Genomic DNA, 21165 nt, shown 5'->3' with positions numbered 1-21165 from the left:
GTGAGGTGAGCGACATGCCGGCCCAGGACCGGGCGGGGCCTACCCAGGAATTCGTCAGCGATGTCTTCGCGCGGGGTTGCACCTCCCGTGCGGCCTTCGAGGACGTCACCTCGAAGTGGGCATCGCTGGCCCTGTTGGCGCTCGGCGAGGGCCGCTACCGGTTCAACGCGCTGCGTCGCCGCATCGACGGGGTCAGCGAGCGGATGCTCTCCCAGACCCTGCAGACCCTCGAACGCGACGGAATGCTCACCCGCGAGGTGCTCACCGCGATCCCACCGCGCGTCGAATACTCGCTGACCCCGCTCGGCGCCCGGGTCGCCGAGCAACTGCGTGGCCTCGCCGATCTGCTGGAGGCCTCGGTGCCCGAGTTGCAGACCGCCCGCGACAGCCGCGAGCGCGACCGGGGCTAGGACGATCCCGCGCCGACTTCGCGTCGCGCCACGACCGTCCGGGGGCTCTGGCGGATTCGCTGGGTCGCCACGACGCATCCCAGCACCACCAGCGCCGCCGCGATCGAGATGGGGGAAACCACCTCGCCGAGCAGCAGCGCCGACCACCCCAGGGTCAGCACCGGCTGGGCGAGTTGGACCTGGCCCACCTGCGCTATGCCGCCCCGGGCCAGGCCCGCGTACCAGGCGAAGAAGCCCAGGAACATCGAGACCCCGGTGAGATAGCCGAACGCCGACCAGCCGAGAGCGTCGGCCCGGGGCGGACTGGCGGCGGCGGCAACGGCCGTGACGGGAACGGTGATGGGCAGCGAGAGCAGCAACGCCCAGCAGATCGTGCGAGCGCCGCCCAACTCGCGGGCGAGCGCGCCGCCCTCGGCGTAGCCAAGGCCGCAGAGCACGACCGCCGCGAGCAGGAACAGGTCGGGCACTGTGAGGGCCCCGCCTACCGCGCCGCTGGCGCCGAGAAAGGCGAGCACCGCCAGCAGTCCGCCAGCGCTCACGATCCAGAACAGCGGCGGCGGGCGTTCGCCGGCCCGCAGCACCGCGAACACGGCCGTCATCGCGGGCAGCGCGGCGATGACGACCGCGCCGTGCGCGGAGGTCTGGGTGAGAAGCGCCAGCGAGGTGAACAAGGGAAAGCCGACGATGACTCCGAGGGCGACGATCGGCAGCCGTTGCCACTGACCGCGGGTAGGGCGCGGTGCGCCGGTGAGACGCAGGTACGCCCACGCCAGCAGCCCCGCGCCGACAGCCCGGCCGAAGGCGACGAACCACGGGTCGAGCTGCTGCACGACGATGCGGGTGGCTGGAAGCGACAGGCTGAAGCCGAGCACGCCCAGGGCGCCGAGGCCGAGCCCGAAGATCCGATCCGCTGTTACAGTGGTTCTGGCAGTAGCGCTACTCTTGTCCCTCATGGAGAACGGTAACGCAGCCCAACGCGTTATCCAAGATCTGCGGAGTCTCGCGGCCGCCGTCGGTCCCGGTGCCCGGCTGCCCTCGGTACGCGAGTTGACCGCACGACATCAGGCCTCGCCGGTCACCGTCGCCGAGGCGATCCGTCAGTTGGCGGCTGAGGGGCTGATCGAGGCACGACCCGGCCGAGGCACCTTTGTGGCCACTCCACCGGACGAGCCGGGCGTACCCGACCTGTCCTGGCAGACCGTCGCGCTCGGGTCCCGCCGGTTCGGTCAGGATGAGATGCAGGCGCTGTTGGCGCTGACGCCCGCCGGAACGATCCCGCTGTCCGGTGGCTACCTCCACGCCGACCTACAGCCTGCCGCCGCGCTCGGCGCCGCCCTCACCCGAGCCGCCCGCCAACCCGCGAGCTGGCAGCGTGGGCCCGTCGAGGGTCGCGCGGACCTGCGCGCCTGGTTCGCCCGCGAGGCCGGGGCGGGGCTGCACGCCGAGGACATGGTGATCTGCCCCGGTGGGCAGGCCGCCCTGTCGTCCGCGTTGCGGGCGCTCACCGCGCCCGGCGATGCCCTGCTCGTCGAGTCGCCGACCTACCTGGGTGCGTTGGCCGCGGCCCGCGCGGCCGGGCTGCGGGTGGTGCCGGTGCCGGCTGACGCCGACGGGGTACGGCCCGACCAACTCGCCGCCGCGTTCGCCCGCACCGACGCCCGGCTCTTCTACTGCCAGCCCCTGTACGCCAACCCGCACGGCGCGACGCTGGCGGAGCACCGCCGGGCGCAGGTCGCCGAGGTCGTACGCGACGCCGGGGCGTTCCTGATCGAGGACGACTACGCCCGTGACCTCACCATCGACGATCCGGCCCCGCCACCACTGGCCAGTAATGATCCCGACGGTCATGTCATCTACCTGCGCTCGCTGACCAAGTCGACCGCTCCCGGGCTGCGCGTCGCCGCCATCGGAGCCCGTGGCCCGGCCGGGGCGCGACTGCGTGCTGCCCGGCTGCTCGACGACTTCTTCGTCGCCGGACCACTGCAACAGGCGGCGATCGACTTCCTCACCTCTCCGGCGTGGTCGCGGCATCGCCGGGCACTGCGCACGGCCCTCCGGACACGCCGCGACGCGTTGCTGACCGCACTACGCCGGCATCTGCCAAGCCTTGCTCCACAGTCGATCCCACGTGGGGGCATGCACCTCTGGGTGCGCCTCGCCGCCGGCACCGACGACGCGGCACTGGCCGCTGCCGCGGCGGCCGAAGGCGTCGCCGTCTTCCCGGGCCGGCCCTGGCACGCGGCCGAACCCCCGGCCCCGCACCTACGCCTCACCTACGCGGCAGCCGCACCCGAGCTCATGGACGAGGCCGTTCGACGCCTCGCCCGCGTCCTCCGTTGAACACACCGGCGCCTGACTGGTTGGCGTCCTGCGCGCGGGTCTCAGGTGTTCAGCGTCTCGCGCGGCGGCACACCGAAGCTGGCGTGGTATCGCGCGGTGAACCTGCTGTGGCTGGCGAATCCCCACCGACTGGCGATCGCCGAGACCGTCTCCTGGCGCGGGTCGGCGCGGACCAGGTCGTGGTGCGCCCGGACGAGGCGGACCCGACGCAGGTAGGCCATCGGGGTGGTGCCGAGGTGACGGCGGAAGGCGAGCTGCACCGCCCGGAGGGAGACGCCGGCGGCGCCGGCGATGTCGGCCGCGCTGATGTCCCGGTCGGCGTGCTCCTCCAGAAACGTGATCGCCCGTCGCAGCGTGGCGGTGGTGGCGTCGTTCCGGTCCGCGGCGGTCGGTTCGGTGAACGCGGTGTTGGGAAAGACCGCCAGCGCCGCCGCGGCCAGCATCCGGGCGGCGTTGCCGATCACCAGCGACTGTGCCCCGTCGGCCGGGCTGTTCAACACGACGTCGCGGACGAAGCTGGTGGTGTTGCGCCACTGCCGGGCGAGGGCAGTGCTGGCGGCACCCAGCTCGGTGAACTCGATCCGACCGGGCCGGCGGGCCGGCGCGGTGGTGGCCACCTGCGCCAGCACCGACAGGTCCAGTACGCAGAGCTCCACCTCACCGGGACGCCACTGGACGGTGCACGGCTCCTCCGGCCTGGTGACGAGGAAGACCTCGCCGGGGCCGAACCGGTGGGCCGATCCGGCGCAGGAGCGATCGACGTGCGCGGTGCGGGTACGGCCGATGACCAGCCCGCCGAGGGTGCTGGCATCGATCTCGAGGTGCCCGGTCTGGCGCGTGGTTGCGATGGCGAAGTGGCCGGTGTCGACGCGGTGGTGGGTGAGCCGGTATCCGTTCCTGTTCTGAATACGCAGCTTCGGGTCGTACGTGGCGGACAGGAATTCCTGGATGGCCGCCGGGTCACGGCTGTCGAACTGGTGGGTCTGCACTGGCGATGACGTCATCCGCTGTCTCCGTCCGGTGGAGGTGCCGCCGGGTGCTGGAACGGGGCCGACGGCAGGTTCGGGACGTGCCGGCGTGCTCGGCGGTGACCCGGCACATCGTTGGCCGGCGGTGCGGTCGGATGGAACGTCGCGAGCGGGACGGCAGCGACCGGTTGAGCGCGTCGGATCTGGTCTGACCATTCAGCGAGTCTGAGCCGCAATATCTGTAGATGGGAATGTCACCATACGACAATCACCGACGCGCCGTCCTGCGAATCACTGTGCTGTGTCGGCAGCTGGACTTCGTTTTCCGGCTAGCGCGCCACATGGCTCTACGTCTGCTGTCCTAGCCACCCTCGTGGGCGACAGCGAAATCTTGTTCATGATTCATTGGAGGACGACCGGGTCACTGCCGGGAGGCCGACCCACGGAGGGGGAACCGTTGGACAGTACCGATCCTGACCGCGTCGTTCGACTGGCCGTCGCCGAGGCGCTGGCCCGGGTGGCGGACGAGGACAGCCTGGGTCTGGGCGAGGGAGACGCGCTGGAGAGGCTCGGGCGTGGGCTCCGTGAGGTGCTGCGCCGCGCACTCGACGACCGGGTGCCACTGACCACGCCGGAGTTCGTCGACCTCTGCCGCGAGCTGGGTCTGCACCGTGACGCCTTCGACCTGCTGGGGCACTATCTGATGACCGCGTTGTTGACCCAGCACGTCGGACCGGACGCCCTGATCCGCGTCGGGGTGCTCTTCGGCACCGTCGGGCGTTACCTGCCCGGTGCCCGTTCGGTGGCCCACCGCAACGAAAGTCCCGCGGCGCGGCGACGTGACGTGCGCTCGGACAACAGCGTCGTCGGTCGGTACCGCCGCGCCAAGCTGCCGGAGCACCTCCCCAACCCGCCGAGCTGGACCTGCACCGGATGCGGCCGCGAGTGGCCCTGCGCCACCAAGCAGAGCCAACTGCTCGCCGAGTTCGGTGGAGCGCGCGCCTCCCTCGCGGTCTATCTCGGCTCCTGCCTCGTCGCCGCCGCTGAGGACCTGCCCACGTTGCCGTTGCCCCGGGTCCGGCTCCGATTCCTGGGCTGGCTGCCGCGCGCCCGGATCTGACCGGGCCGTCGACGGGCACCGGTCGTCCGGTGCCCTGACCCGGACAGCTCGGTGCCGGTGGCGACTGGACACTGCGCGAGCACGGGGTGACCCGCTGCTGCCCGACCCGCGTTGCGCAGGTCGGGGCAGGGTGTTCATCGTGCGCACCCGCTGCGTACGGCGGCTGTTCACCGCCTTCTCCGAGGCTCCTTGATCGAAAGAGCATTCGCTTGATCGAGGAGAGGCTCTCAGGTGAGAGACAAGCATCCCGAAGAGACCGAGCACGCGCAGCTGTCCCGGCGCAAGCTGGTCAAGTACGCGGGCGTCGGCGCCACGCTGGCCGCGGCCAGCCCACTGGTCGGGGCCGGCGCGGCATGGGCCGACGAGGACCGCCGCCCGGGCGACGACGACAAGACCGACCGGGGCAACTCCAGGAACCGGGCGTGGCGTGCGGGCGACCACCACATCCACTCCGAGTACAGCGGCGAGTTCGACACCACGAAGTCCCCGATCGTCTTCCACAAGGGCGGGGACGCGGTCTACCCGATCGTCACCAACGCCATCATGGCGAAGAACTTCGGCCTGACCTGGGCGATGTGCACTGACCACGGTGGACCGACCCACTCGAAGGTGAACATCGAGCAGGCGTACCCCGACCTGCTGCGGTCCCGCAAGCTGGTCCCCGAGGTGCTCCAGTTCTGGGGCATGGAGTTCGACGCGCCCTCGCTGGACCACCACACGCTGATGATCCCGCGCCACGAGGACGAGGCGAAGCAGCTCTTCGAGCTGGAGAGCCGGTTCGCCAAGTACGACGCGTTCCCCACCGACCCGGCCCGCGACACCGAGGCCAAGATGGTGGAGTTCCTCAAGGTCGCCCGGGGCATGCCGCACAAGCCACTGGTGATCGCCCACCACGCGTCCCGTTCGGCGCCCGGTCTCGGCGTCTACGGCCAGGACACCCCGCGCGAGTTCCGCAACGGCAACAACGCCGCGCCGGACGTCTACATCGGCTTCGAGGGCGCTCCCGGTCACCAGGCCGGCCCGCTCAACGGTGGCAGGCGGGGCGGCTACGGCAACCACCCCACCTACGGCGGCTTCGACCAGATGACCGCCCGGGTCGGCGGCCTGTGGGACGCACTGCTCGGCGAGGGCCGGCGCTGGTGGATCACCGCGACCTCGGACTCGCACGTGCACTGGACCCGGGGCGGCTCCGACTTCTGGCCAGGCGAGTACAGCAAGACGTACGTGCACGCCCGCCAGGACTACGGCGACATCATGGACGGGCTGCGCAACGGCCGGATCTGGGTCACCACCGGTGACCTGATCCGCAGCCTCGACGTCACCGCCACGTCCCAGGGCAGGACCGCCGAGGTGGGCGAGACGATCACGGTGAGCCGTCGTAGCCGTACCGATGTCGAGATCGAGATCACCTTCCGCCCGCTGGGCGGGGTGAACGCGAACGGCGACCGGCCCGAGGTTCGCCGGGTCGACCTGATCGTCGGCCAGATCACCGGCCCGAGCGCCAGCCTGGACGCCGACACCAACCCCACCACCAAGGTGGCAGCCCGGTTCGGCCCACGGGACTGGCGTCGGCAGGGTGACAGCTACGTCATCCGGCACACGTTGCGCAATGTCGAGGCGGACACCTACGCGCGGGTGCGTGGCACCAGCACTGACGAGGCCGAGCCGCTCGCCGACGGGCTGGAGAGCCCGTGGGACGACCTGTGGTTCTACTCGAACCCGGTCTTCGTGCACGTGCGCTGACCGAGCGCGGTAGCGACATCGCGGGCCTGTCCGGCACCGCTCGACGGACGACGTCGGGCGGTTCGGGGCGGGTCCGCCCCGCTGCGTCCAGGTCAGTCGGGCCTGCCGCGGCGGGCTCGGGGGGTGGCGGTTCGCCCGCTCCGCGCCGTCGCGGCGCCGGTCCGGCGCGCAGCGGGCGCCGCCGTCGCCGAATCGGCCTGCACCTGTGTCACCACCTCGCAGAGGTCGCGCAACGGGTCCGCCGCCTGGGCCGAGCAGGCGACCTTCTGAAGCAGTGACCGCAGCGTCGCCGACTCGGTCGCAGTGAGCGCCCCCAGCAGATGCGACTCGACCTGCCGCAGTGCCAGCCGTCGCTGCTCCCAGGCGGCGCGGCCGGCGTCGGTAACCTCGATCAGCCGGTTGCGTCGGTCGGCCGGGTCCGCGCGCCGGGCGACGAACCCGGGCCGCTCCAGGTCATCGATCAGGTACGTGAGGACGGTGCGGTCGATGCCGATCTCCTCGGCGATCGCGCCCTGGTTTCGGGCCGGCCCGTTGCTGGCCGCGGTGAGCAGTTGGTAACCGCGCGGGCCACCGGGAAAGTCGGTGAGCGCGTGCTCGGCCGCCCGGACGTAGCCGCGGAAGACGATCCCGAGCATCCAGCCCAGGTCGTCGTCGAGCGGATCGGGCCGGTCCGGCCCGTGAGAGGCACCCGTCATCCCCCGACAATAGCGCAGTGAGCCAGACCTTGTTGGCAGAAGATGTTCTGTGTGGCATAAGGTTAAGGTTGCGACGCATCGTCCGAGGCGTCGGGGAAAATCGGGAGGCTCGCAGATGAGCGACTACGGCCACGACCTGGTCTTCGGCTCCTTCGTCACGCCCAGCGCTGACAATCCGGGCCGTGCGGTCGGTGTCGCCGTCCTGGCCGAGCAGGTCGGGTTGGACCTGGTCACCTTTCAGGATCACCCTTACCAGCCGGCGTTCCTCGACACCTGGACGCTGCTGAGCTTCGTGGCGGCCCGCACCAACCGGGTGCACCTGGCGGCGAACGTGACGAACCTGCCACTGCGTCCGCCGGCGGTGCTCGCCCGCAGTGTGGCCAGCCTGGACCTGCTCAGTGGTGGCCGGGTCAACCTCGGCCTCGGGGCGGGGGCGTTCTGGGATGCCATCGAGGCGATGGGCGGCCGGCGGCTGACCCCCGGCCAGGGCGTACGAGCGCTGGAGGAGGCCGTCGAGGTCGTCCGTCAGCTCTGGGACGTCGAAACGCGCGGCGGAGTGCGGGTCGACGGCGAGTTCTACCGGGTCGTCGGTGCCAAGCGTGGTCCCGCTCCGGCCCACGCGGTGCCGATCTGGCTGGGCGCGTACAAGCCCCGGATGCTTCAGCTCACCGGTCGTCGGGCCGACGGTTGGCTGCCCACGCTGGGCTACCTCCAGCCCGGTGACCTGGCCAAGGGCAACGCGATCATCGACGACGCCGCGCAGCAGGCCGGCCGGTCCCCGCGGGACGTGCGTCGGCTGCTCAACATCGCCGGAGAGTTCTCGACCGTCGGGCGCGGCCCGATGAACGGGCCCGCCGAGCAGTGGGCCGAGGAGCTGGCCGAACTGGCACTGGAGGAGGGTGTCGGCACCTTCATCCTGGGCAGTGACGACCCCGACGACCTGCGCCGCTTCGCCGGCGAGGTGGCCCCCGCCGTCCGCGAGCTGGTCGCCGCCGAACGTGACCGGGGCGCGACTTCGGAGCGTACGCCGGAACCCGAGCCGGAGCCGGTCGCTGCGCCGCCGGTCCGGGCGAGCCGCGCCACCGCGACCGGTGGTGCGTTCGCCGTGGTGCCGACCCCGGACGACGGCGTACGGCGAAGCGAGCAGCAGGTGTGGGACGAGTCGACCCGGCCGACCGGGCCCGCGCCCGATCCGGAGCGCACCTACACCCCGCAGGAGCAGGCCACCGGCGCGCACCTCGTGCAGATCCACGACGGCCTGCGCGCCGAGCTGGCCCAGATTCACGACCTGATCGAGCAGGTGGCGGCCGGCGAGATCGACGCCGGCGCCGCCCGGTCCCACATCAACACGATGACCATGAGGCAGAACCGGTGGACCCTCGGCGTCTACTGCGAGTCGTACTGCCGCATCGTCACCACCCACCACACGATCGAGGACCAGTCGTTCTTCCCCAGGTTGCGGGCACGTGACCCCCGACTCGGCCCGGTGGTCGACCGGCTGGAGCAGGAGCATCACGTCATCCACGACGTGCTGGAGGGTGTCGACCGGGCCCTGGTCGCGTACGTCGGATCTCCGGACGGCCTCGCCGAGCTGCGGGCCGCGGTGGACCTGCTGACCGACGCCCTCCTGTCGCACCTCAGCTACGAGGAGCGGGAGCTGGTCGAGCCGTTGGCGCGGTTGGGAATCGCCTGATCAAGGCGCCGCGGCGGCGACTCGGGGTTGCCCCGACCCAATTTGAGAGACTACTCTCGAAACATGTCTCTCAAGAATCCGTACGGGGATTTCGAGATCAGCGAGCCGCAGGCGCTTCGGGCGCTGGCCCACCCGGTCCGGCTCGCGATCCTGGAGCACCTCCAGCGGCACGGCCCGGCCACGGCCACCGGGCTCTCACCACACGTCGGCGCCACGCCGTCAGTGGTCAGCTGGCACCTGCGGCACCTCGCGACGTTCGGCCTGGTCCATGACTGGGACGGCGCCACCAGCAAGCGGGAACGCTGGTGGCAGGCCGTCGCCCGGGGCTTCCGCTTCACCGCTTCCGACAGTGTCGAGGGGCAGTCCGCGAGCCAACAGCTGCGCGCGGAGATGTTCGCCCGCAACGCCGACGCACCCCAGCAGTGGCTGCTGCACGAAGAGCCCCGACTGGACCCGGAGTGGCGCGCGCTGGCCGGCATGGCCGACACCCGGTTCGTGGCCACCGCCGACGAGTTGCGCCAGCTGGAGGAGTCGATCGAAGAGCTGATCGCTCCGTACGTGCGGCGCAAGGAGGCGTCGGCCCCGGACGGCGCGCGGGTCGTCCGGATGCTGCGCTACCTCCTGCCCGAGCCGGGGGAGGAAGCCCCGACCGAGCCCGGCGACGACGACGCGGCCACGTCGTGACCGCCGCCACCGACGCCCCCACCGACACCGGGGCCCCGCCGGCCCTGCACCGTGACCGGCGGTTCCGCACCTTCTGGATCAGCGAGACGATCTCCCACTTCGGCGATCGGATCAGTGAACTGGCCCTACCGCTGATCGCCGTCACCCTGCTCACCGCGACACCCGTGCAGGTCAGCGTCCTCACCGCGCTGATCTGGCTGCCCAACCTGCTGGGCCTGTTCCTGGGCGCCTGGGTGGACCAGCGCACCCACAAGCGGCGACTGCTGATCATCGCGGACCTGCTCCGCGCCGCCGTGCTGCTCAGCCTGCCGGTGGCCTACCTGTTCGACGCGATCACCCTCACCCAGCTCTACCTGGTGGCACTGCTCACCGGCTTCGGCGCGGTGCTCTTCGCCATGGCGCGTCAGGCGTTCTTCGTCGGCCTGGTGCCGCGATCGGCGTACGTGGACGCGAACAGCAAGATGAGCATGAGCCGGTCGCTGTCCTTCATCGCCGGCCCGGCCGTCGGCGGTGGGCTGGTCCAGGCGCTCAGCGCGCCGATCGCGATCGTCGTCGACGCGGTCTCCTTCCTCGGCTCCGCGCTGCTGCTCAGCCGCATCCCGGTGACCGAGCCCCCGCCCCCGCCGCGTCGGACGTCCACTCTCGGCCTGGTCCGCGAAGGGCTCGTGCTGGTGCTGCGGCACCCGGTGCTACGGGCCGCCCTCGGCTGCACCAGCACTGTCAACTTCTTCACCTTCATCGCCGGCGCGCTGCTGGTGCTCTACGCCAGCCGCGAACTCGACCTGTCAGCCGGCGCGATCGGCATCGCCCTCGGTTTCGGAGCGCTCGGCGGATTCGCGGGTGCGGCGCTCGCACCTCGGGTCTCCCGCGCCATCGGTCTGGGCCGTACCGCCATGATCGGCGCGGTGCTCTTCCCCGCGCCGCTGGCGCTGACCGCGCTGGTGTCCGGACCGACCTGGACGAAGGTGGCCATGCTGGCGGCCATCGAGCTGGTCTCCAGCGTCGGGGTGATGCTGATGGACGTGAACCTCAACGCCCTCCTGATCGCCGTGACACCCGCCGACGCGCTGGCACGCCGGGCCGGTGCCTACAGTGCCGTCAACTATGGCATCCGACCGCTCGGCGCGCTGGTCGGCGGTGCGTTGGGCACCACCATCGGGCTGCGACCCACCCTGGCCATCGCCGGCCTGGGTGGCGTGCTCGCCGTGCTGTGGTTGCTCGCGTCACCGGTGCGCCACATCCAGAATCTCGACGCCGCCTGATAGCTGCGGCGCCTTGGCCTGGGTCTGCGGCCCAGGCCAGCGAAGGTCAGCCGGCCTCGGCCAACAGGATCCGGGCCAGCTCGGCGGGCTGGGAGAACATCGGCCAGTGGCCGGTGTCCATGGTGACCAACCGCCAGTGGTCGCTGGTCAGCAGTTTCGCCACCGTGTCGTTGGGCTCCGGCCCGTCGAGCAGACACTTGACGTACGTCGCCGGCAGCTCACTCAACGGCCGGGTCAGCACGGCCGGCTCGGTCAGCGTGGCCCCCGGATGCGGCGTGGAGCCCTCGATCAGCCGGGCGACCTGCTCGTCGGTGAGACCCTGACCGTCGAAGTCGGCCGCGCCGAGCGGAGCCCAGTAACCGTTGTTGTCGGCGATCTGCGCCTCGAAGGCCGCCTGGCCCTGCCACCAGCAGGAGGCGAACGACCCACCGTCGACCGGCACCTCGGAGTCCACGAAGACCACCCGGGTCAACCGCTCGCCGATCCGCTCGGCGGCCTGACCCACCGGAATGCCCGAGTAGCTGTGCCCGACCAGCACCACGTCGTGCAGATCGCCGCGCTCGATCTCGTCGACGATGTCCTGCACGTGGGTCTGCTGCCCGGCGGGCACGCCCTGCTTCTCGGCGAGGCCGGAGAGGGTCAACGCGTGGGTGCCGTGGCCGGCCGCCCGAAGTGGTGCCACCACCTCGTCCCATGCCGACGATCCCAGCCACGCCCCCGCCACCAGTACGAATTCAGCCATGGGCGGGACCCTAGCCGCACCCTCCGACAGCCCCGATGCGTCAGGACCAGGTGCGGGCCCCGGCCGCGAACACCTCCGGTGGACTCGCCACCGGAAGCACACAGAGCAGGTGGCCACCGGGCGCCCGCAGGATCCGGCACTCCAGCCACTGCGACACCTCGGTGGCGCCCAGGGCCATCAACCGTTCGGTCTCAGCTGGCACGTCGTCGGTCTCGATGTCGAGGTGGAAGCGCGGCGTATCGTCGACCGCCTGGACCGCGGTGACCAGCCCCGGCAGTGCCCCGTGCAGGCCGACGAACTGCGGCTCGGCGGGATCGGACCGGGTGCTGACGCCGAGCGCCGCCGACCAGAACTCCGCCGCCCGGGCGGCCTCCGCCTTGGGAGCGTCGATCAGTAGCGCGTACACGCGGCTTCGGTGCATGCCGGCCAGGATATCGAGAATGTAAATGTGTTGCTGGACGGCGCGTGGCACCCGAGGGCCGTTGACCGCGCGGACTCAGCCGGTGGCGTCGAGGTGGGCCGCGATCTGCCTGGGCAACGGATAGCTTCGTTCGGTCGGCAGGTGGTCCGTGGCCGCCCGCACGTCCTGGGCCCGCACCAGTTCCCGCAAGCGGTGGACAGTAGGGGTGATGTCCGTGACGCTGACCGTCCAGTCGTCGACGTACCGGGCGACGGCTTCGCCGGACAGCCCGACCTGCAACGACCGGTAGGGCAACGCGCTCAGGTGCAGTGTCCGTTCCGGATCCCACTGCACCCGTACCGGGCTAACCTTGAGTTGCCGCGACCACGTCGCCCGGTCACCGTGCAGGCCCTGGTCGTAGTGACTCAGACAGGCTCGCGCCAGCGCCCACTCGAAGCCCTCCCGCGTGATGTCGATGGACAGCACACGCTCCTGCCCGGGCTTGGTGGCCCAACCGCAGCGGTACATCATCCACAGGAACGACGGCTTGATCCAGGTCATCCGGTCACGCTTGAAGGGAGCCACGAAGCGACCGGCGGCCACCCCCGGCAACGCGATCTCCGGTGGGTACGCCTGGTACACGGTGATCGTGTCGGCCGAGAAACGAGCACGGATCTGGCGGGCAGGAACGGACACCCTGCGATCTTCACCCATCGGACCGCACCCTCTCCACCGGGATTTCGTACCCCGGGCCGGGGGAGACCCGGTGCGGACCGGCGGCTGCCGGATTGAGCACTCAGGCGTGGTCCCGGGCGGGCGGCCCGATCTCAACGGGCATCCGGTAGATCCGGACCGGGTATTCGACGGCCGAGACCCCGCCGTTGAGCCCGGCGGTCAGGTGCAGCTGGGCCGCCGGCATCCAGAGCCGGGCATCGGCGTCGAGCCACATCGCGTCCACCCAGGCCAGTCGGGGGTCGGCGACCAGCGTCCGCACGCTGCGGTCGGGCGCGAGGACGAGGACCCGCCGTCGTTCCAGGTCGCCGAGGTAGATGGCGCCGGTGGCGTCGATGGCCGTGCCGCCGGTGCTGGGTGTGTCACACCAGCGTTCGACTCTCCGGGCCAGTTCGGCGGCGGACACCGACGGATCGTCCAACCAACGGGTGGCGATCCGGGACATCCCGCCGGAGGCCGGCTGGTAGTAGAGCCAGCGACCGTCCGGCGACACCTCCAGCTGGTCCACGTGCAGGCGTACCTCGGTGCCGTCCGGGTCACGCAGCACGCGACCGTCGGCGACCACCGGGTCGCCCGCCGTGCTCGGATGCCCGTCCAGCACCCGTCTCGACCGACCCGAGTCGAGGTCGAGCACGATGAGGCCGGCCGCCCCGGCGTCGCTGAAATACGCCACCCGGCCGTTGAATCGGACGTCGTCGACGTAGCTGCCCGGGTGCACCGCCTCGTCGAGGTGGTAGACCCGCTCCACGTGGTCGTCGTCCGGGTTGACAGCGACCAGCCGAGCACCGCCCGGCACCTGCGCGCCGCCGATCCGCGGCGAACCCGAGTCGATGATCCACAACCGGCCATCCGGGCCGGCGCGCAACCCGTTGACGTGCACGAACGCTCCGCTCGACGATTGGTCGGTACGGTTCCACGCGGCGTCGGGGTAGGGCACACGACGGCCGTCCGGCAGCGCCTCCACCACCTGCACGCCGGGCCGATCCGCCGACGGGTAGCTCAGGAACACCCGCCCGCGCACTGTGGTCACGCCCGTGCACACCCGGTCCTCCTGGAGCACCGGCGTCAACCGGTGATCCTCCTCGGTGGGCAGCGACGACATCGACTGCTCCTCACCCGCCCGGCGGCGCCTCGGCTTTCAACCGGTGACGACGGCTACGGCCATCCGGCCCGGTATCCCCGCAGCGTGCCGGCCGAAACCGCCGGTCGCAGGACACCGCCGGCGCTCAACCGGCGGCAGGGCGCCCTCGGCGCTCAGCCGATCGGCGGTGTCGCGGGGCCGACCCGGGCGGCGAGCCGCTTCGGGGCCATGACGCAGTAGCTCTCGGTGAGCAACTCACCCACTTCCTCCCAGTCGGTGTTCCCGTCCAGGACCATGCCCATCACGTTCGGACTCCAGTCCGGTTTGTAGAAGGGGTGCCCCGTGGCGAGGAGCCCGGCGATCTCGTCGAGTGGCGACCGGAAGGTCAGCAGGCAGGCAGGCCGGTCGACTGCGGCAGCCCGTGCGTGGACCGGCTGGCGATCGGGGTCGACGGTGAGGACGTGCGCGATGGTCCGCTTGCGGATCCGCCAGCGGATGCCCACCCAGGCGGGCTCCTCGTAGGTCTCCGGCAGCCCGAGACAGATCGGCCGCAGCCGGTCGAGGACCTCGGGCGGGACGTCTCCGGGTGCGCTCACGGGCAACGACGCTAGCGGGTTGGTGTGACAAGTTCGGCTCCTCGAAGGCCGCCCGGGCCGGTGGTGCGCGCCCTGTCGATCCGCGAGGATGGGCGGGGCGACAGTGGGCCGTCGCCCCGGCTCGACCCGCCCCCGTGCCCGCTGAGGAGTGCCGTGCCGTCCACCCTGCTCTCCCGCCGTGACCTCGACTTCCTGCTGCACGAGTGGCTGCGGGTGTCCGAACTCGTCGAGCGTCCCCGCTACGCCGAGCACTCCCGGGAGACCTTCGACGACGCCCTGGATCTCGCCGAGCGGGTGGCCACCGAGCAGTTCGCCCCGCACAACCGCGCCGCCGACCTGGCCGAGCCCACCTTCGACGGGCAGCGGGTGCGGCTGATCCCGCAGGTCCGTGCGGCGTTGGACAGCTTCGCCGAGACGGGCCTACTCACTGCCGGGCTGGACGCTGCGGTCGGTGGCCTGCAACTGCCGCACGCCGTCGCGGCGGCGTGCTTCACCTGGTTCCAGGCCGCCAACGTGGCCACCTCGGCCTACCCGTTCCTCACCCTGGGCAACGCCAACCTGCTGCTGGCGCACGGCAGCCCCGAGCAGGTGGACACCTACGTCCGGCCCATGTTGGACGGCCGGTTCTTCGGCACCATGTGCCTGTCCGAGCCGCACGCCGGCAGCTCGCTGGCCGACATCACCACCCGCGCCGAGCCGCAGCCGGACGGCACGTACCGGCTCTTCGGCACCAAGATGTGGATCTCCGGTGGCGACCACGAGTTGGCCGAGAACATCGTCCACCTGGTGCTGGCGCGCATCCCGGGCGCGCCGCCCGGCGTCAAGGGCATCTCGCTGTTCATCGTGCCGAAGGTGCTGGTCGCCCCGGACGGGTCGCTCGGTGAGCGCAACGACGTGGCGTTGGCCGGGCTCAACCACAAAATGGGGTTCCGGGGCACCACCAACACCCTGCTCAGCTTCGGCGACGGCGCGCACACCCCGGCCGGCCGCGCCGGAGCGGTCGGTCACCTCGTCGGCGCGCCGCATCAGGGCCTGGCGCAGATGTTCCACATGATGAACGAGGCCCGGATCGGGGTCGGGGCGGGCGCCACCGCGCTGGGTTACACCGGCTATCTCAAGAGCCTGGCGTACGCCAAGGAGAGGCCGCAGGGCCGGCCGGTCGGCGCGAAGGACCCGGCCGCCGCCCAGGTGCCGATCATCGACCACCCTGACGTACGTCGGATGCTGCTGGCCCAGAAGAGCTACGTGGAGGGGGCACTGGCGCTGGTGCTCTACTGCGCGCGGTTGCTCGACGAGCAGAAGACCGCCCCGGCCGGGGCCGACCGCGAGCGCGCGCACCTGCTGCTGGACGTGCTCACACCGATCACGAAGAGTTGGCCGTCGCAGTGGTGCCTCGCCGCCAACGACCTGGCCATCCAGGTGCTCGGAGGTGCCGGCTACACCCGCGACCACGACGTGGAGCAGCACTACCGGGACAACCGGCTCAACCCGATCCACGAGGGCACCCACGGCATCCAGGCACTGGATCTGCTGGGACGCAAGATGATCATGCAGGGCGGCGCTGGTCTCACCCTGCTGACCACGACGATCGGTGACACGGTCGAGCGGGCCCGCAAGGTCGGGGGAGAGTCGGCCGAGCTGGCCGACCGGCTGGCCGCCGCGGTGGACCGGGTCACCGCGGTCACCAGTCGACTGTGGGCCGACGGTGACCCGGTGCTCGCGCTGGCCAACGCCAGCGCCTATCTGGAGGCCGTCGGGCACGTGGTGATCGCGTGGATGTGGTTGGAGCAGGTGCTGGCGCTGCCGCCGGAGGGGGCCGGCGACGCGTTCCACGCCGGCAAGCGGCAGGCCGCCCGCTACTTCTTCACAGTCGAGCTGCCCCGGACCGGCCCGCAGTTCGACCTGCTGGACAGCCGGGACCGCACCACGCTCGACATGCGCCCGGACTGGTTCTGAGCGGGCTGACCGGTCAGCGTCGTCGGCCTTGATGCTGCATGGCCTGCCGCCCCTTGACGACGCCCCAGACGATCACGATCACCAGCGCGATCACACCGATGATGATCAACCAGCGGACCGCCTCGAGAACCAACCCGAGCAGGATCAGCACGCCAGCGACCACGCCGACAACCCAGAGCAGTGCACGCATGTCGACCTCCCGTAACCGGCCGCGCCTGGTGCGGCCGGCCCCGGCTCCTCGTTCCCCGTCCGGCCGACACCATGCGCGATCGGCCTACCGGAGTCGATCAGGGGCCGGTACGCGCCACGTAGACGGTGTTGGCCGACTCCCCGCCGGTCAGCGGATTGGCGAACGGCACGACATGCGCGCGTACGCTCGCGAACACCTCGGTGAGCGCGGCGGTGAACTCGGCGTCCGGCGGGTCATCCGACCAGAGCGCGAAGACGCCCTCGGGGCGCAGCAGGGCGGCCAGACGACGCAACCCGGCCGGCGGGTAGAACGCCGCGTGGCTCGGGTGCAGGACGTTACGCGGGGAGTGGTCGACGTCGAGCAGCACCGCGTCGAACCGCCGGCCGGGCACCTCGGTGTCGAAGCCGGTGTCACCGGCCACCGCCGCGAAGAAGTCGGCCTGCACGAAGCGGGTCCGGGGGTCCTCGGCGAGCCCCGCCGCGAACGGCAGCAGCCCTCGCTGGTGCCAGTCGATCACGTCCTCGATCGCCTCCACCACGAACAATGAGCGCACCCGGGGGTCGCCCAGCGCCGCGCAGGCGGTGTAGCCCAGCCCGAGACCGCCCACCACCACGTCGAGCGAGTCACCGGTCACCTCGGCGAGACCGAGCCGGGCCAGCTCGATCTCCGCGACCGGGAAGAGGCTGGACATCAGGTACTCGTCGTCGAGCTTGACCTCGTACACCTCGACCTGGAGTGCCGGGTCCCGGCGTCGGCGCAGGCTGATCGCGCCGATCGGGGTCTCTCGCCAGGCCAGCTCTTCGAAACGCGCGCCCACGGGTGCCCTCTCGCCGCCGGATTCGTCCCCGGATGGTACCGGTTGCCCCGCGACGGGCGGCCACGCAGGGTCCGCGGGACATTGACGCAGCGCATATCCTGTGCCCGGCCGATCCACCGGAGGGGAAGTAACTGCTGGCGTTCTGACGGTCAGGAGTGTTCAGTGGTCGTCTAGAGGGGCGGTGTGAACTTGAAGGAGTGGGCGGCGGCTACCGGCGTCTCGTACGCGACGGCGGTACGAGTCCGGGACGTTGCCTGTTCCCGCGTACCGGCTCGCCGCGCGGCCGAGGTTGTCATCGAGGATCCGACGTGAAGACGATCCAGGCTTACCGGTTCGCCCTCGACCTCACCCCAGGCCAGGAACGCGCCGTGAGGGCGCATGTGGGGGCCGCGCGAGTGGCGCACAACTGGGCGCTCGCCCGGGTCAAGGCGGTCATGGACCAGCGCGCTGCGGAGCGCTCCTATGGGGTGCCGGATGAGTTGCTGACGCCGTCACTGCCGTGGTCGCTCGCCGGGCTGCGCAAGGCGTGGAACGAAGCGAAGGCCAAAGCGGTGCCGTGGTGGGGTGAGGTGTCGAAAGAGGCGTTCAACACCGGCCTGGACGCTCTCGCCCGCGGCTTGAAGAACTGGGCTGACTCCCGTCAGGGCGGGCGGGCCGGCAGGCCGGTCGGTTTCCCCCGCTTCAAGTCCCGCCGCCGTGGCACACCGGCGGTGCGGTTCACCACCGGCGCGATCCGCGTCGAGCCCGACCGCCGGCACGTGGTGCTGCCGAGGCTGGGTCGGTTGAAGCTGCACGAATCCGCCCGCAAGCTCGCCCGCCGTATCGAGGGCGGCACCGCGCGGATCATGTCCGCCACCGTGCGCCGCGACGGCGGACGGTGGCACGTCTCGTTCACCGTCGAGGTGCAGCGGACCGAACGGCAACCGGCCCGGCCCGCCTCGGTGGTGGGGGTGGATGTCGGAATCAAACATCTTGCGGTGTTGTCCACCGGCGAGCGGGTCGACAACCCGCGCCACCTCGTCGCCGCGCAGGCCCGACTGCGGGCGCTCGGTCGGGCGTCGTCGCGGAAGTCCGGCCCCCACCGGCGCACCGGCTGCCGCCCCTCGAACCGCTGGCAACGCGCCTCGGACCGACTTGGTCGCGCCCATGCGCGAGTCGCGAACCTGCGCCGCGACGGGCTGCACAAGCTCACCGCGAGGCTGACACGCGAACACGGCACCATCGTTGTCGAAGACCTGAACGTCGCGGGCATGCTGCGCAACCGGCGGCTGGCCCGGCACATCGCTGACGCCGGGTTCGCCGAGATCCGCCGTCAGCTGGCATACAAGACCGGATGGAACGGCGGCCGGTTGCTCGTGGCCGACCGCTGGTATCCGTCCTCGAAAACCTGCTCGGGTTGCGGGGCGGTGAAAGCCAAGCTCGCCCTGCACGAGCGTGAGTACGACTGTGAGGCGTGCGGCCTGGTCATCGACCGTGACCGCAACGCCGCACTCAACCTGGCCGCCCTCGCGGCTGAGCTCAGCACCACCGCCGGGAGTGGCTCGGTGGCAGCACGCGGAGCCGACCAGAAGACCCACACACAAGGGCAGGTGACTGTGAAACGTGAACCCGGCACGGCATCCGCCGGCAAGACCGGGGCCGCCCCCACCGCAAGGCGGGGCAACCAATCACGCGCTCACTAGAGCGCACCGAAAGGTAACGGACTCATGCCGTCGCGGCAGGACCAGCTGCACTCCTACCAGTTCAGCGTCCAGCGGGCAGTCGCCGCCCTGGTCATGCGGGAGACCGACCCCGCGCAGTCGCCGTTTCGGCGGCTGGCCGGCGCCGGCCTGGCCAGCGTCCTGGTCGCGGCGATCGGGCTCGGTGGTTTCGCCCTCTACGGACTGTTCGCCGGCGGCGGCAAGGGGTGGCGCGACCCGGGCGCGGTGATCGTGGAGAAGGAGTCCGGCGCCCGGTTCGTCTACCGCGAGCAGAAGCTGCACCCGGTGCTCAACTACGCCTCGGCGCTGCTCATCGTCGGTGCGGACCGCTCGAAGACCGTCCTGGTGTCCCGACGCACGATCGACGGGGTGCCGCGCGGGCTGCCGTTGGGCATCGCCGACGCACCCGACTCGCTGCCCGCCCCGGGCCGGCTGGCTGCCACGGCGTGGACGGTCTGCTCGACGGTCCCGGCCGGTACGGGCGTCGAGGTGCCCCGCTCCGCGTTGCTGATCGGCACCGAGCCCGACGGCGGTCGGCCGTTGGGCGATGACGCGCTGCTGCTGCGCCACCCTGACGGCGGGCTGCACCTGGTCTGGCACCAGCGCCGCTATCCCGTCCGTGATCCGAGCCGGGTGCTGGCGGCGCTCGCCACCACCCGGGCCCAGGCGGTTCGGGTGGCGCCGGCACTGCTCAACTCGCTGCCCGCCGGCACCGACCTCGCCCCGCTCGACCTGCCCGCGCTGGGTCGGCCCGCCACCCGGGTGCCGGGTGCGGCGATCGGCACGGTCTACCTGGTGAGCAACTCCGGTGGCGGCCGGCAGTACGCGGTGGCGCTCGACGCCGGCCTGGCCGGCATCACCGAGCTGCAGGCGGGGTTGTTGCTGGCCCGCACCGGTCAGGTCGAGCCGGTGCCGATGACGTTGGGTCGGTTCGCCGCGCTGCCCACGGTGCCCGACCTGGCCCCGACCGGCCCGAATGCCCCGCCGCCGACCCCGCCTCGGCTCGCGGCCGGCGACGGCGGGGCGCTGTGCACCCGCATCGGCGACGACGGCGGGGTTGGGGAGGTGCGCTGGGGCGTACCGCTGCGGGACCTGACGGCCGTGCCCCGCACCGCGCCGACCGGCGGAGCGGTGCTGGCCGACCACGTGGTGGTGGAGCCGGGCCGGGGCGCGGTGGTCGAGGCCGTCGCGGCGCCTGGCGCGACCGGCGGCGCGGTGTCCGTGGTCACCGACCTGGGCCGACGGTACGTGCTGGCCGACCGGGAGGTGCTCCCGATGCTGGGCTACCGCGACGTGCGGCCGCTGCGGCTACCGGCCGGGCTGGTCAGCCTGGTGCCTGCCGGCGCCACCCTCGACCCGGCCGCCGCCCGCGCCGTCGCCGCCCCGGACTGAGGGTGACGCGCCGCCGCGGGTGTCAGTCGGCCGGGCGGCGCAGGACGGTGACCGCGAACGGGGCGTCGTCGCGCCACGGGCGCAGGTCCCAGGTGGCGAAGCGCTGCTCCACGCGCAGCCCGGCGGCCACCGCGTCGGCGTCGAACGCGGTCAGTGGGTAGCCGCGCTCCGTGCCGAAGCCGACGGTCAGTACGCCATCGGGTCGCAGGTGCGCTGCCACCCGGCGCAGTACCTCAGGTTCGGTGCCGACGGCGACGAAGGCGAGCACGTTGCCGGCCAGCACCGCCGCGTCGAACGGTTCCGCCTCACCCAGCGCCGGTAGGTCCAGCTCGGCGAGGTCGGCGACCAGCCACGTCGGGCCGGGATAGTCGGCGCGGGCGGCATCGACCAGCGCGGGGTCGGCGTCCACCCCGACCACCGTGTGCCCCCGCTCGGCCAGCGCGGCACCGACGCGGCCGGTGCCGCTGCCGGCGTCGAGAATGCGGGAGCCGGGCGCGACGAGGGCGTCCACCAGTCGGGCCTCGCCGGCCAGGTCAGCGCCCTCGGCCGCGAGCTTCCGGAACCGGTCGATATACCACTGTGAGTGCTCGGGACCGGTGTCGGTCGCCCAGCGGGTCGGGTTGGCCATGAGGCCACCGTATCCG

22 protein-coding genes are annotated in these 21165 nt (G+C 71.7%); 11 read left to right on the top strand and 11 right to left on the bottom strand.

Translation table 11 applies throughout. The annotated features are described in order from the left end of the window. Positions 1 to 14 precede the first annotated feature (14 nt). Complete coding sequence (locus tag ACIA47_RS31190) at positions 15 to 410, top strand: helix-turn-helix domain-containing protein (protein WP_203117342.1); 396 nt, start codon at positions 15 to 17, stop codon at positions 408 to 410. Here the strand turns inward: ACIA47_RS31190 and ACIA47_RS31185 are convergent. Further along, positions 407 to 1363 (bottom strand): DMT family transporter, encoded by a 957-nt coding sequence (locus ACIA47_RS31185; protein ID WP_203117216.1) that lies wholly within the window; start codon positions 1361 to 1363, stop codon positions 407 to 409. The genes ACIA47_RS31190 and ACIA47_RS31185 overlap by 4 nt on opposite strands. Between ACIA47_RS31185 and ACIA47_RS31180 the strand changes: the two genes are divergently transcribed. Next, the gene (locus ACIA47_RS31180; protein ID WP_396711913.1) at positions 1362 to 2750 is read left to right on the top strand and encodes a PLP-dependent aminotransferase family protein; all 1389 of its coding nucleotides are present in this window, start codon (positions 1362 to 1364) and stop codon (positions 2748 to 2750) included. The genes ACIA47_RS31185 and ACIA47_RS31180 overlap by 2 nt on opposite strands. Positions 2751 to 2791: 41 nt before the next feature. Here ACIA47_RS31180 and ACIA47_RS31175 read toward each other — a convergent pair whose 3' ends face one another. After that, positions 2792 to 3754 carry a helix-turn-helix transcriptional regulator gene (locus tag ACIA47_RS31175; RefSeq protein WP_203117222.1) on the bottom strand — a complete coding sequence of 321 codons (963 nt, stop codon included), beginning with the start codon at positions 3752 to 3754 and terminating at the stop codon, positions 2792 to 2794. 32 nt (positions 3755 to 3786) lie between these two features. Here ACIA47_RS31175 and ACIA47_RS31170 point away from each other — a divergent pair, with 32 nt between their 5' ends. The 3 genes from ACIA47_RS31170 (at position 3787) to ACIA47_RS31160 (ending at position 6581) form a co-directional block, all read left to right on the top strand. Further along, a complete protein-coding gene (locus ACIA47_RS31170; RefSeq protein ID WP_203117224.1) occupies positions 3787 to 3930 on the top strand; it encodes a hypothetical protein in 144 nt (47 codons plus the stop codon). 245 nt (positions 3931 to 4175) lie between these two features. Then, positions 4176 to 4838, top strand: a complete 663-nt coding sequence (locus ACIA47_RS31165) for a hypothetical protein (protein WP_238410291.1) — start codon at positions 4176 to 4178, stop codon at positions 4836 to 4838. Between the two features lie 231 nt (positions 4839 to 5069). Continuing rightward, positions 5070 to 6581, top strand: coding sequence for a phosphoesterase (locus ACIA47_RS31160; RefSeq protein ID WP_396711911.1), 1512 nt, complete (start codon positions 5070 to 5072; stop codon positions 6579 to 6581). A gap of 92 nt (positions 6582 to 6673) precedes the next feature. On the opposite strand, the gene ACIA47_RS31155 is transcribed toward ACIA47_RS31160, so the two are convergent. Then, on the bottom strand, positions 6674 to 7276 hold the full coding sequence (locus ACIA47_RS31155) for a MarR family winged helix-turn-helix transcriptional regulator (protein ID WP_396711909.1): 603 nt from the start codon (positions 7274 to 7276) through the stop codon (positions 6674 to 6676). Between the two features lie 115 nt (positions 7277 to 7391). On the opposite strand from ACIA47_RS31155, the gene ACIA47_RS31150 reads away from it, so the two are divergent. From ACIA47_RS31150 to ACIA47_RS31140, 3 genes are all read left to right on the top strand, one after another. Next, entirely contained in the window at positions 7392 to 8969 is a 1578-nt protein-coding gene (locus ACIA47_RS31150) for an LLM class flavin-dependent oxidoreductase (RefSeq protein WP_396711907.1), read from the top strand. A 63-nt stretch (positions 8970 to 9032) separates the two neighbouring features. Next, positions 9033 to 9653, top strand: a complete 621-nt coding sequence (locus tag ACIA47_RS31145; RefSeq protein WP_203117236.1) for a helix-turn-helix domain-containing protein — start codon at positions 9033 to 9035, stop codon at positions 9651 to 9653. Beyond that, a complete protein-coding gene (locus ACIA47_RS31140) occupies positions 9650 to 10915 on the top strand; it encodes an MFS transporter (RefSeq protein ID WP_396711905.1) in 1266 nt (421 codons plus the stop codon). The genes ACIA47_RS31145 and ACIA47_RS31140 overlap by 4 nt, the downstream gene beginning before the upstream one ends. 46 nt (positions 10916 to 10961) lie before the next feature. Here the strand turns inward: ACIA47_RS31140 and ACIA47_RS31135 are convergent, their stop codons facing one another. The 5 genes from ACIA47_RS31135 to ACIA47_RS31115 form a co-directional block, all read right to left on the bottom strand. Then, on the bottom strand, positions 10962 to 11657 hold the full coding sequence (locus tag ACIA47_RS31135; RefSeq protein WP_396711903.1) for an alpha/beta fold hydrolase: 696 nt from the start codon (positions 11655 to 11657) through the stop codon (positions 10962 to 10964). Positions 11658 to 11697: 40 nt separating this feature from the next. After that, entirely contained in the window at positions 11698 to 12078 is a 381-nt protein-coding gene (locus ACIA47_RS31130; protein WP_396711901.1) for a VOC family protein, read from the bottom strand. A 75-nt stretch (positions 12079 to 12153) separates the two neighbouring features. Beyond that, positions 12154 to 12753 (bottom strand): DUF4291 domain-containing protein, encoded by a 600-nt coding sequence (locus ACIA47_RS31125; RefSeq protein ID WP_396711899.1) that lies wholly within the window; start codon positions 12751 to 12753, stop codon positions 12154 to 12156. A gap of 100 nt (positions 12754 to 12853) precedes the next feature. Beyond that, positions 12854 to 13891: an SMP-30/gluconolactonase/LRE family protein gene (locus tag ACIA47_RS31120; protein WP_396711896.1), complete on the bottom strand. Its 1038-nt coding sequence runs from the start codon at positions 13889 to 13891 to the stop codon at positions 12854 to 12856. Positions 13892 to 14043: 152 nt separating this feature from the next. Continuing rightward, on the bottom strand, positions 14044 to 14466 hold the full coding sequence (locus tag ACIA47_RS31115) for an MmcQ/YjbR family DNA-binding protein (RefSeq protein WP_396711894.1): 423 nt from the start codon (positions 14464 to 14466) through the stop codon (positions 14044 to 14046). A 153-nt stretch (positions 14467 to 14619) separates the two neighbouring features. Between ACIA47_RS31115 and ACIA47_RS31110 the strand changes: the two genes are divergently transcribed. After that, positions 14620 to 16422, top strand: a complete 1803-nt coding sequence (locus ACIA47_RS31110) for an acyl-CoA dehydrogenase (RefSeq protein ID WP_396711892.1) — start codon at positions 14620 to 14622, stop codon at positions 16420 to 16422. Between the two features lie 13 nt (positions 16423 to 16435). Here the strand turns inward: ACIA47_RS31110 and ACIA47_RS31105 are convergent, their stop codons facing one another. Beyond that, positions 16436 to 16612: a hypothetical protein gene (locus tag ACIA47_RS31105; RefSeq protein ID WP_203117253.1), complete on the bottom strand. Its 177-nt coding sequence runs from the start codon at positions 16610 to 16612 to the stop codon at positions 16436 to 16438. 97 nt (positions 16613 to 16709) lie between these two features. After that, positions 16710 to 17429 (bottom strand): spermidine synthase, encoded by a 720-nt coding sequence (locus ACIA47_RS31100; RefSeq protein ID WP_203117259.1) that lies wholly within the window; start codon positions 17427 to 17429, stop codon positions 16710 to 16712. A gap of 308 nt (positions 17430 to 17737) precedes the next feature. On the opposite strand from ACIA47_RS31100, the gene tnpB reads away from it, so the two are divergent. Together tnpB and eccB are read left to right on the top strand one after the other, a co-directional pair. Then, positions 17738 to 19111: an IS607 family element RNA-guided endonuclease TnpB gene (tnpB, locus tag ACIA47_RS31095; RefSeq protein WP_396711889.1), complete on the top strand. Its 1374-nt coding sequence runs from the start codon at positions 17738 to 17740 to the stop codon at positions 19109 to 19111. Between the two features lie 24 nt (positions 19112 to 19135). Further along, complete coding sequence (gene eccB / locus ACIA47_RS31090) at positions 19136 to 20521, top strand: type VII secretion protein EccB (RefSeq protein ID WP_396711887.1); 1386 nt, start codon at positions 19136 to 19138, stop codon at positions 20519 to 20521. 22 nt (positions 20522 to 20543) lie between these two features. Here the strand turns inward: eccB and ACIA47_RS31085 are convergent, their stop codons facing one another. Beyond that, complete coding sequence (locus ACIA47_RS31085) at positions 20544 to 21149, bottom strand: bifunctional 2-polyprenyl-6-hydroxyphenol methylase/3-demethylubiquinol 3-O-methyltransferase UbiG (RefSeq protein WP_112589720.1); 606 nt, start codon at positions 21147 to 21149, stop codon at positions 20544 to 20546. Positions 21150 to 21165 lie beyond the last annotated feature (16 nt).

Source organism: Micromonospora sp. NPDC051227 (assembly GCF_044455385.1).
Classification (GTDB): Bacteria; Actinomycetota; Actinomycetes; order Mycobacteriales; family Micromonosporaceae; genus Micromonospora.
Note: the sequence above shows the minus strand (reverse complement) of the source record. Positions and strands in the feature narration are given on the sequence as shown.

Bases quoted from the DNA above. Each gene is read 5' to 3' on its own strand.
- ACIA47_RS31150 (WP_396711907.1), top strand. From the start codon at position 7,392: ATGAGCGACTACGGCCACGACCTGGTCTTCGGCTCCTTCGTCACGCCC.
- ACIA47_RS31155 (WP_396711909.1), bottom strand. From the start codon at position 7,276: ATGACGGGTGCCTCTCACGGGCCGGACCGGCCCGATCCGCTCGACGAC.
- ACIA47_RS31145 (WP_203117236.1), top strand. From the start codon at position 9,033: ATGTCTCTCAAGAATCCGTACGGGGATTTCGAGATCAGCGAGCCGCAG.
- eccB (WP_396711887.1), top strand. From the start codon at position 19,136: ATGCCGTCGCGGCAGGACCAGCTGCACTCCTACCAGTTCAGCGTCCAG.
- ACIA47_RS31190 (WP_203117342.1), top strand. From the start codon at position 15: ATGCCGGCCCAGGACCGGGCGGGGCCTACCCAGGAATTCGTCAGCGAT.
- ACIA47_RS31135 (WP_396711903.1), bottom strand. From the start codon at position 11,657: ATGGCTGAATTCGTACTGGTGGCGGGGGCGTGGCTGGGATCGTCGGCA.
- ACIA47_RS31120 (WP_396711896.1), bottom strand. From the start codon at position 13,891: ATGTCGTCGCTGCCCACCGAGGAGGATCACCGGTTGACGCCGGTGCTC.
- ACIA47_RS31180 (WP_396711913.1), top strand. From the start codon at position 1,362: ATGGAGAACGGTAACGCAGCCCAACGCGTTATCCAAGATCTGCGGAGT.
- ACIA47_RS31185 (WP_203117216.1), bottom strand. From the start codon at position 1,363: ATGAGGGACAAGAGTAGCGCTACTGCCAGAACCACTGTAACAGCGGAT.
- ACIA47_RS31175 (WP_203117222.1), bottom strand. From the start codon at position 3,754: ATGACGTCATCGCCAGTGCAGACCCACCAGTTCGACAGCCGTGACCCG.
- ACIA47_RS31085 (WP_112589720.1), bottom strand. From the start codon at position 21,149: ATGGCCAACCCGACCCGCTGGGCGACCGACACCGGTCCCGAGCACTCA.
- ACIA47_RS31105 (WP_203117253.1), bottom strand. From the start codon at position 16,612: ATGCGTGCACTGCTCTGGGTTGTCGGCGTGGTCGCTGGCGTGCTGATC.
- ACIA47_RS31130 (WP_396711901.1), bottom strand. From the start codon at position 12,078: ATGCACCGAAGCCGCGTGTACGCGCTACTGATCGACGCTCCCAAGGCG.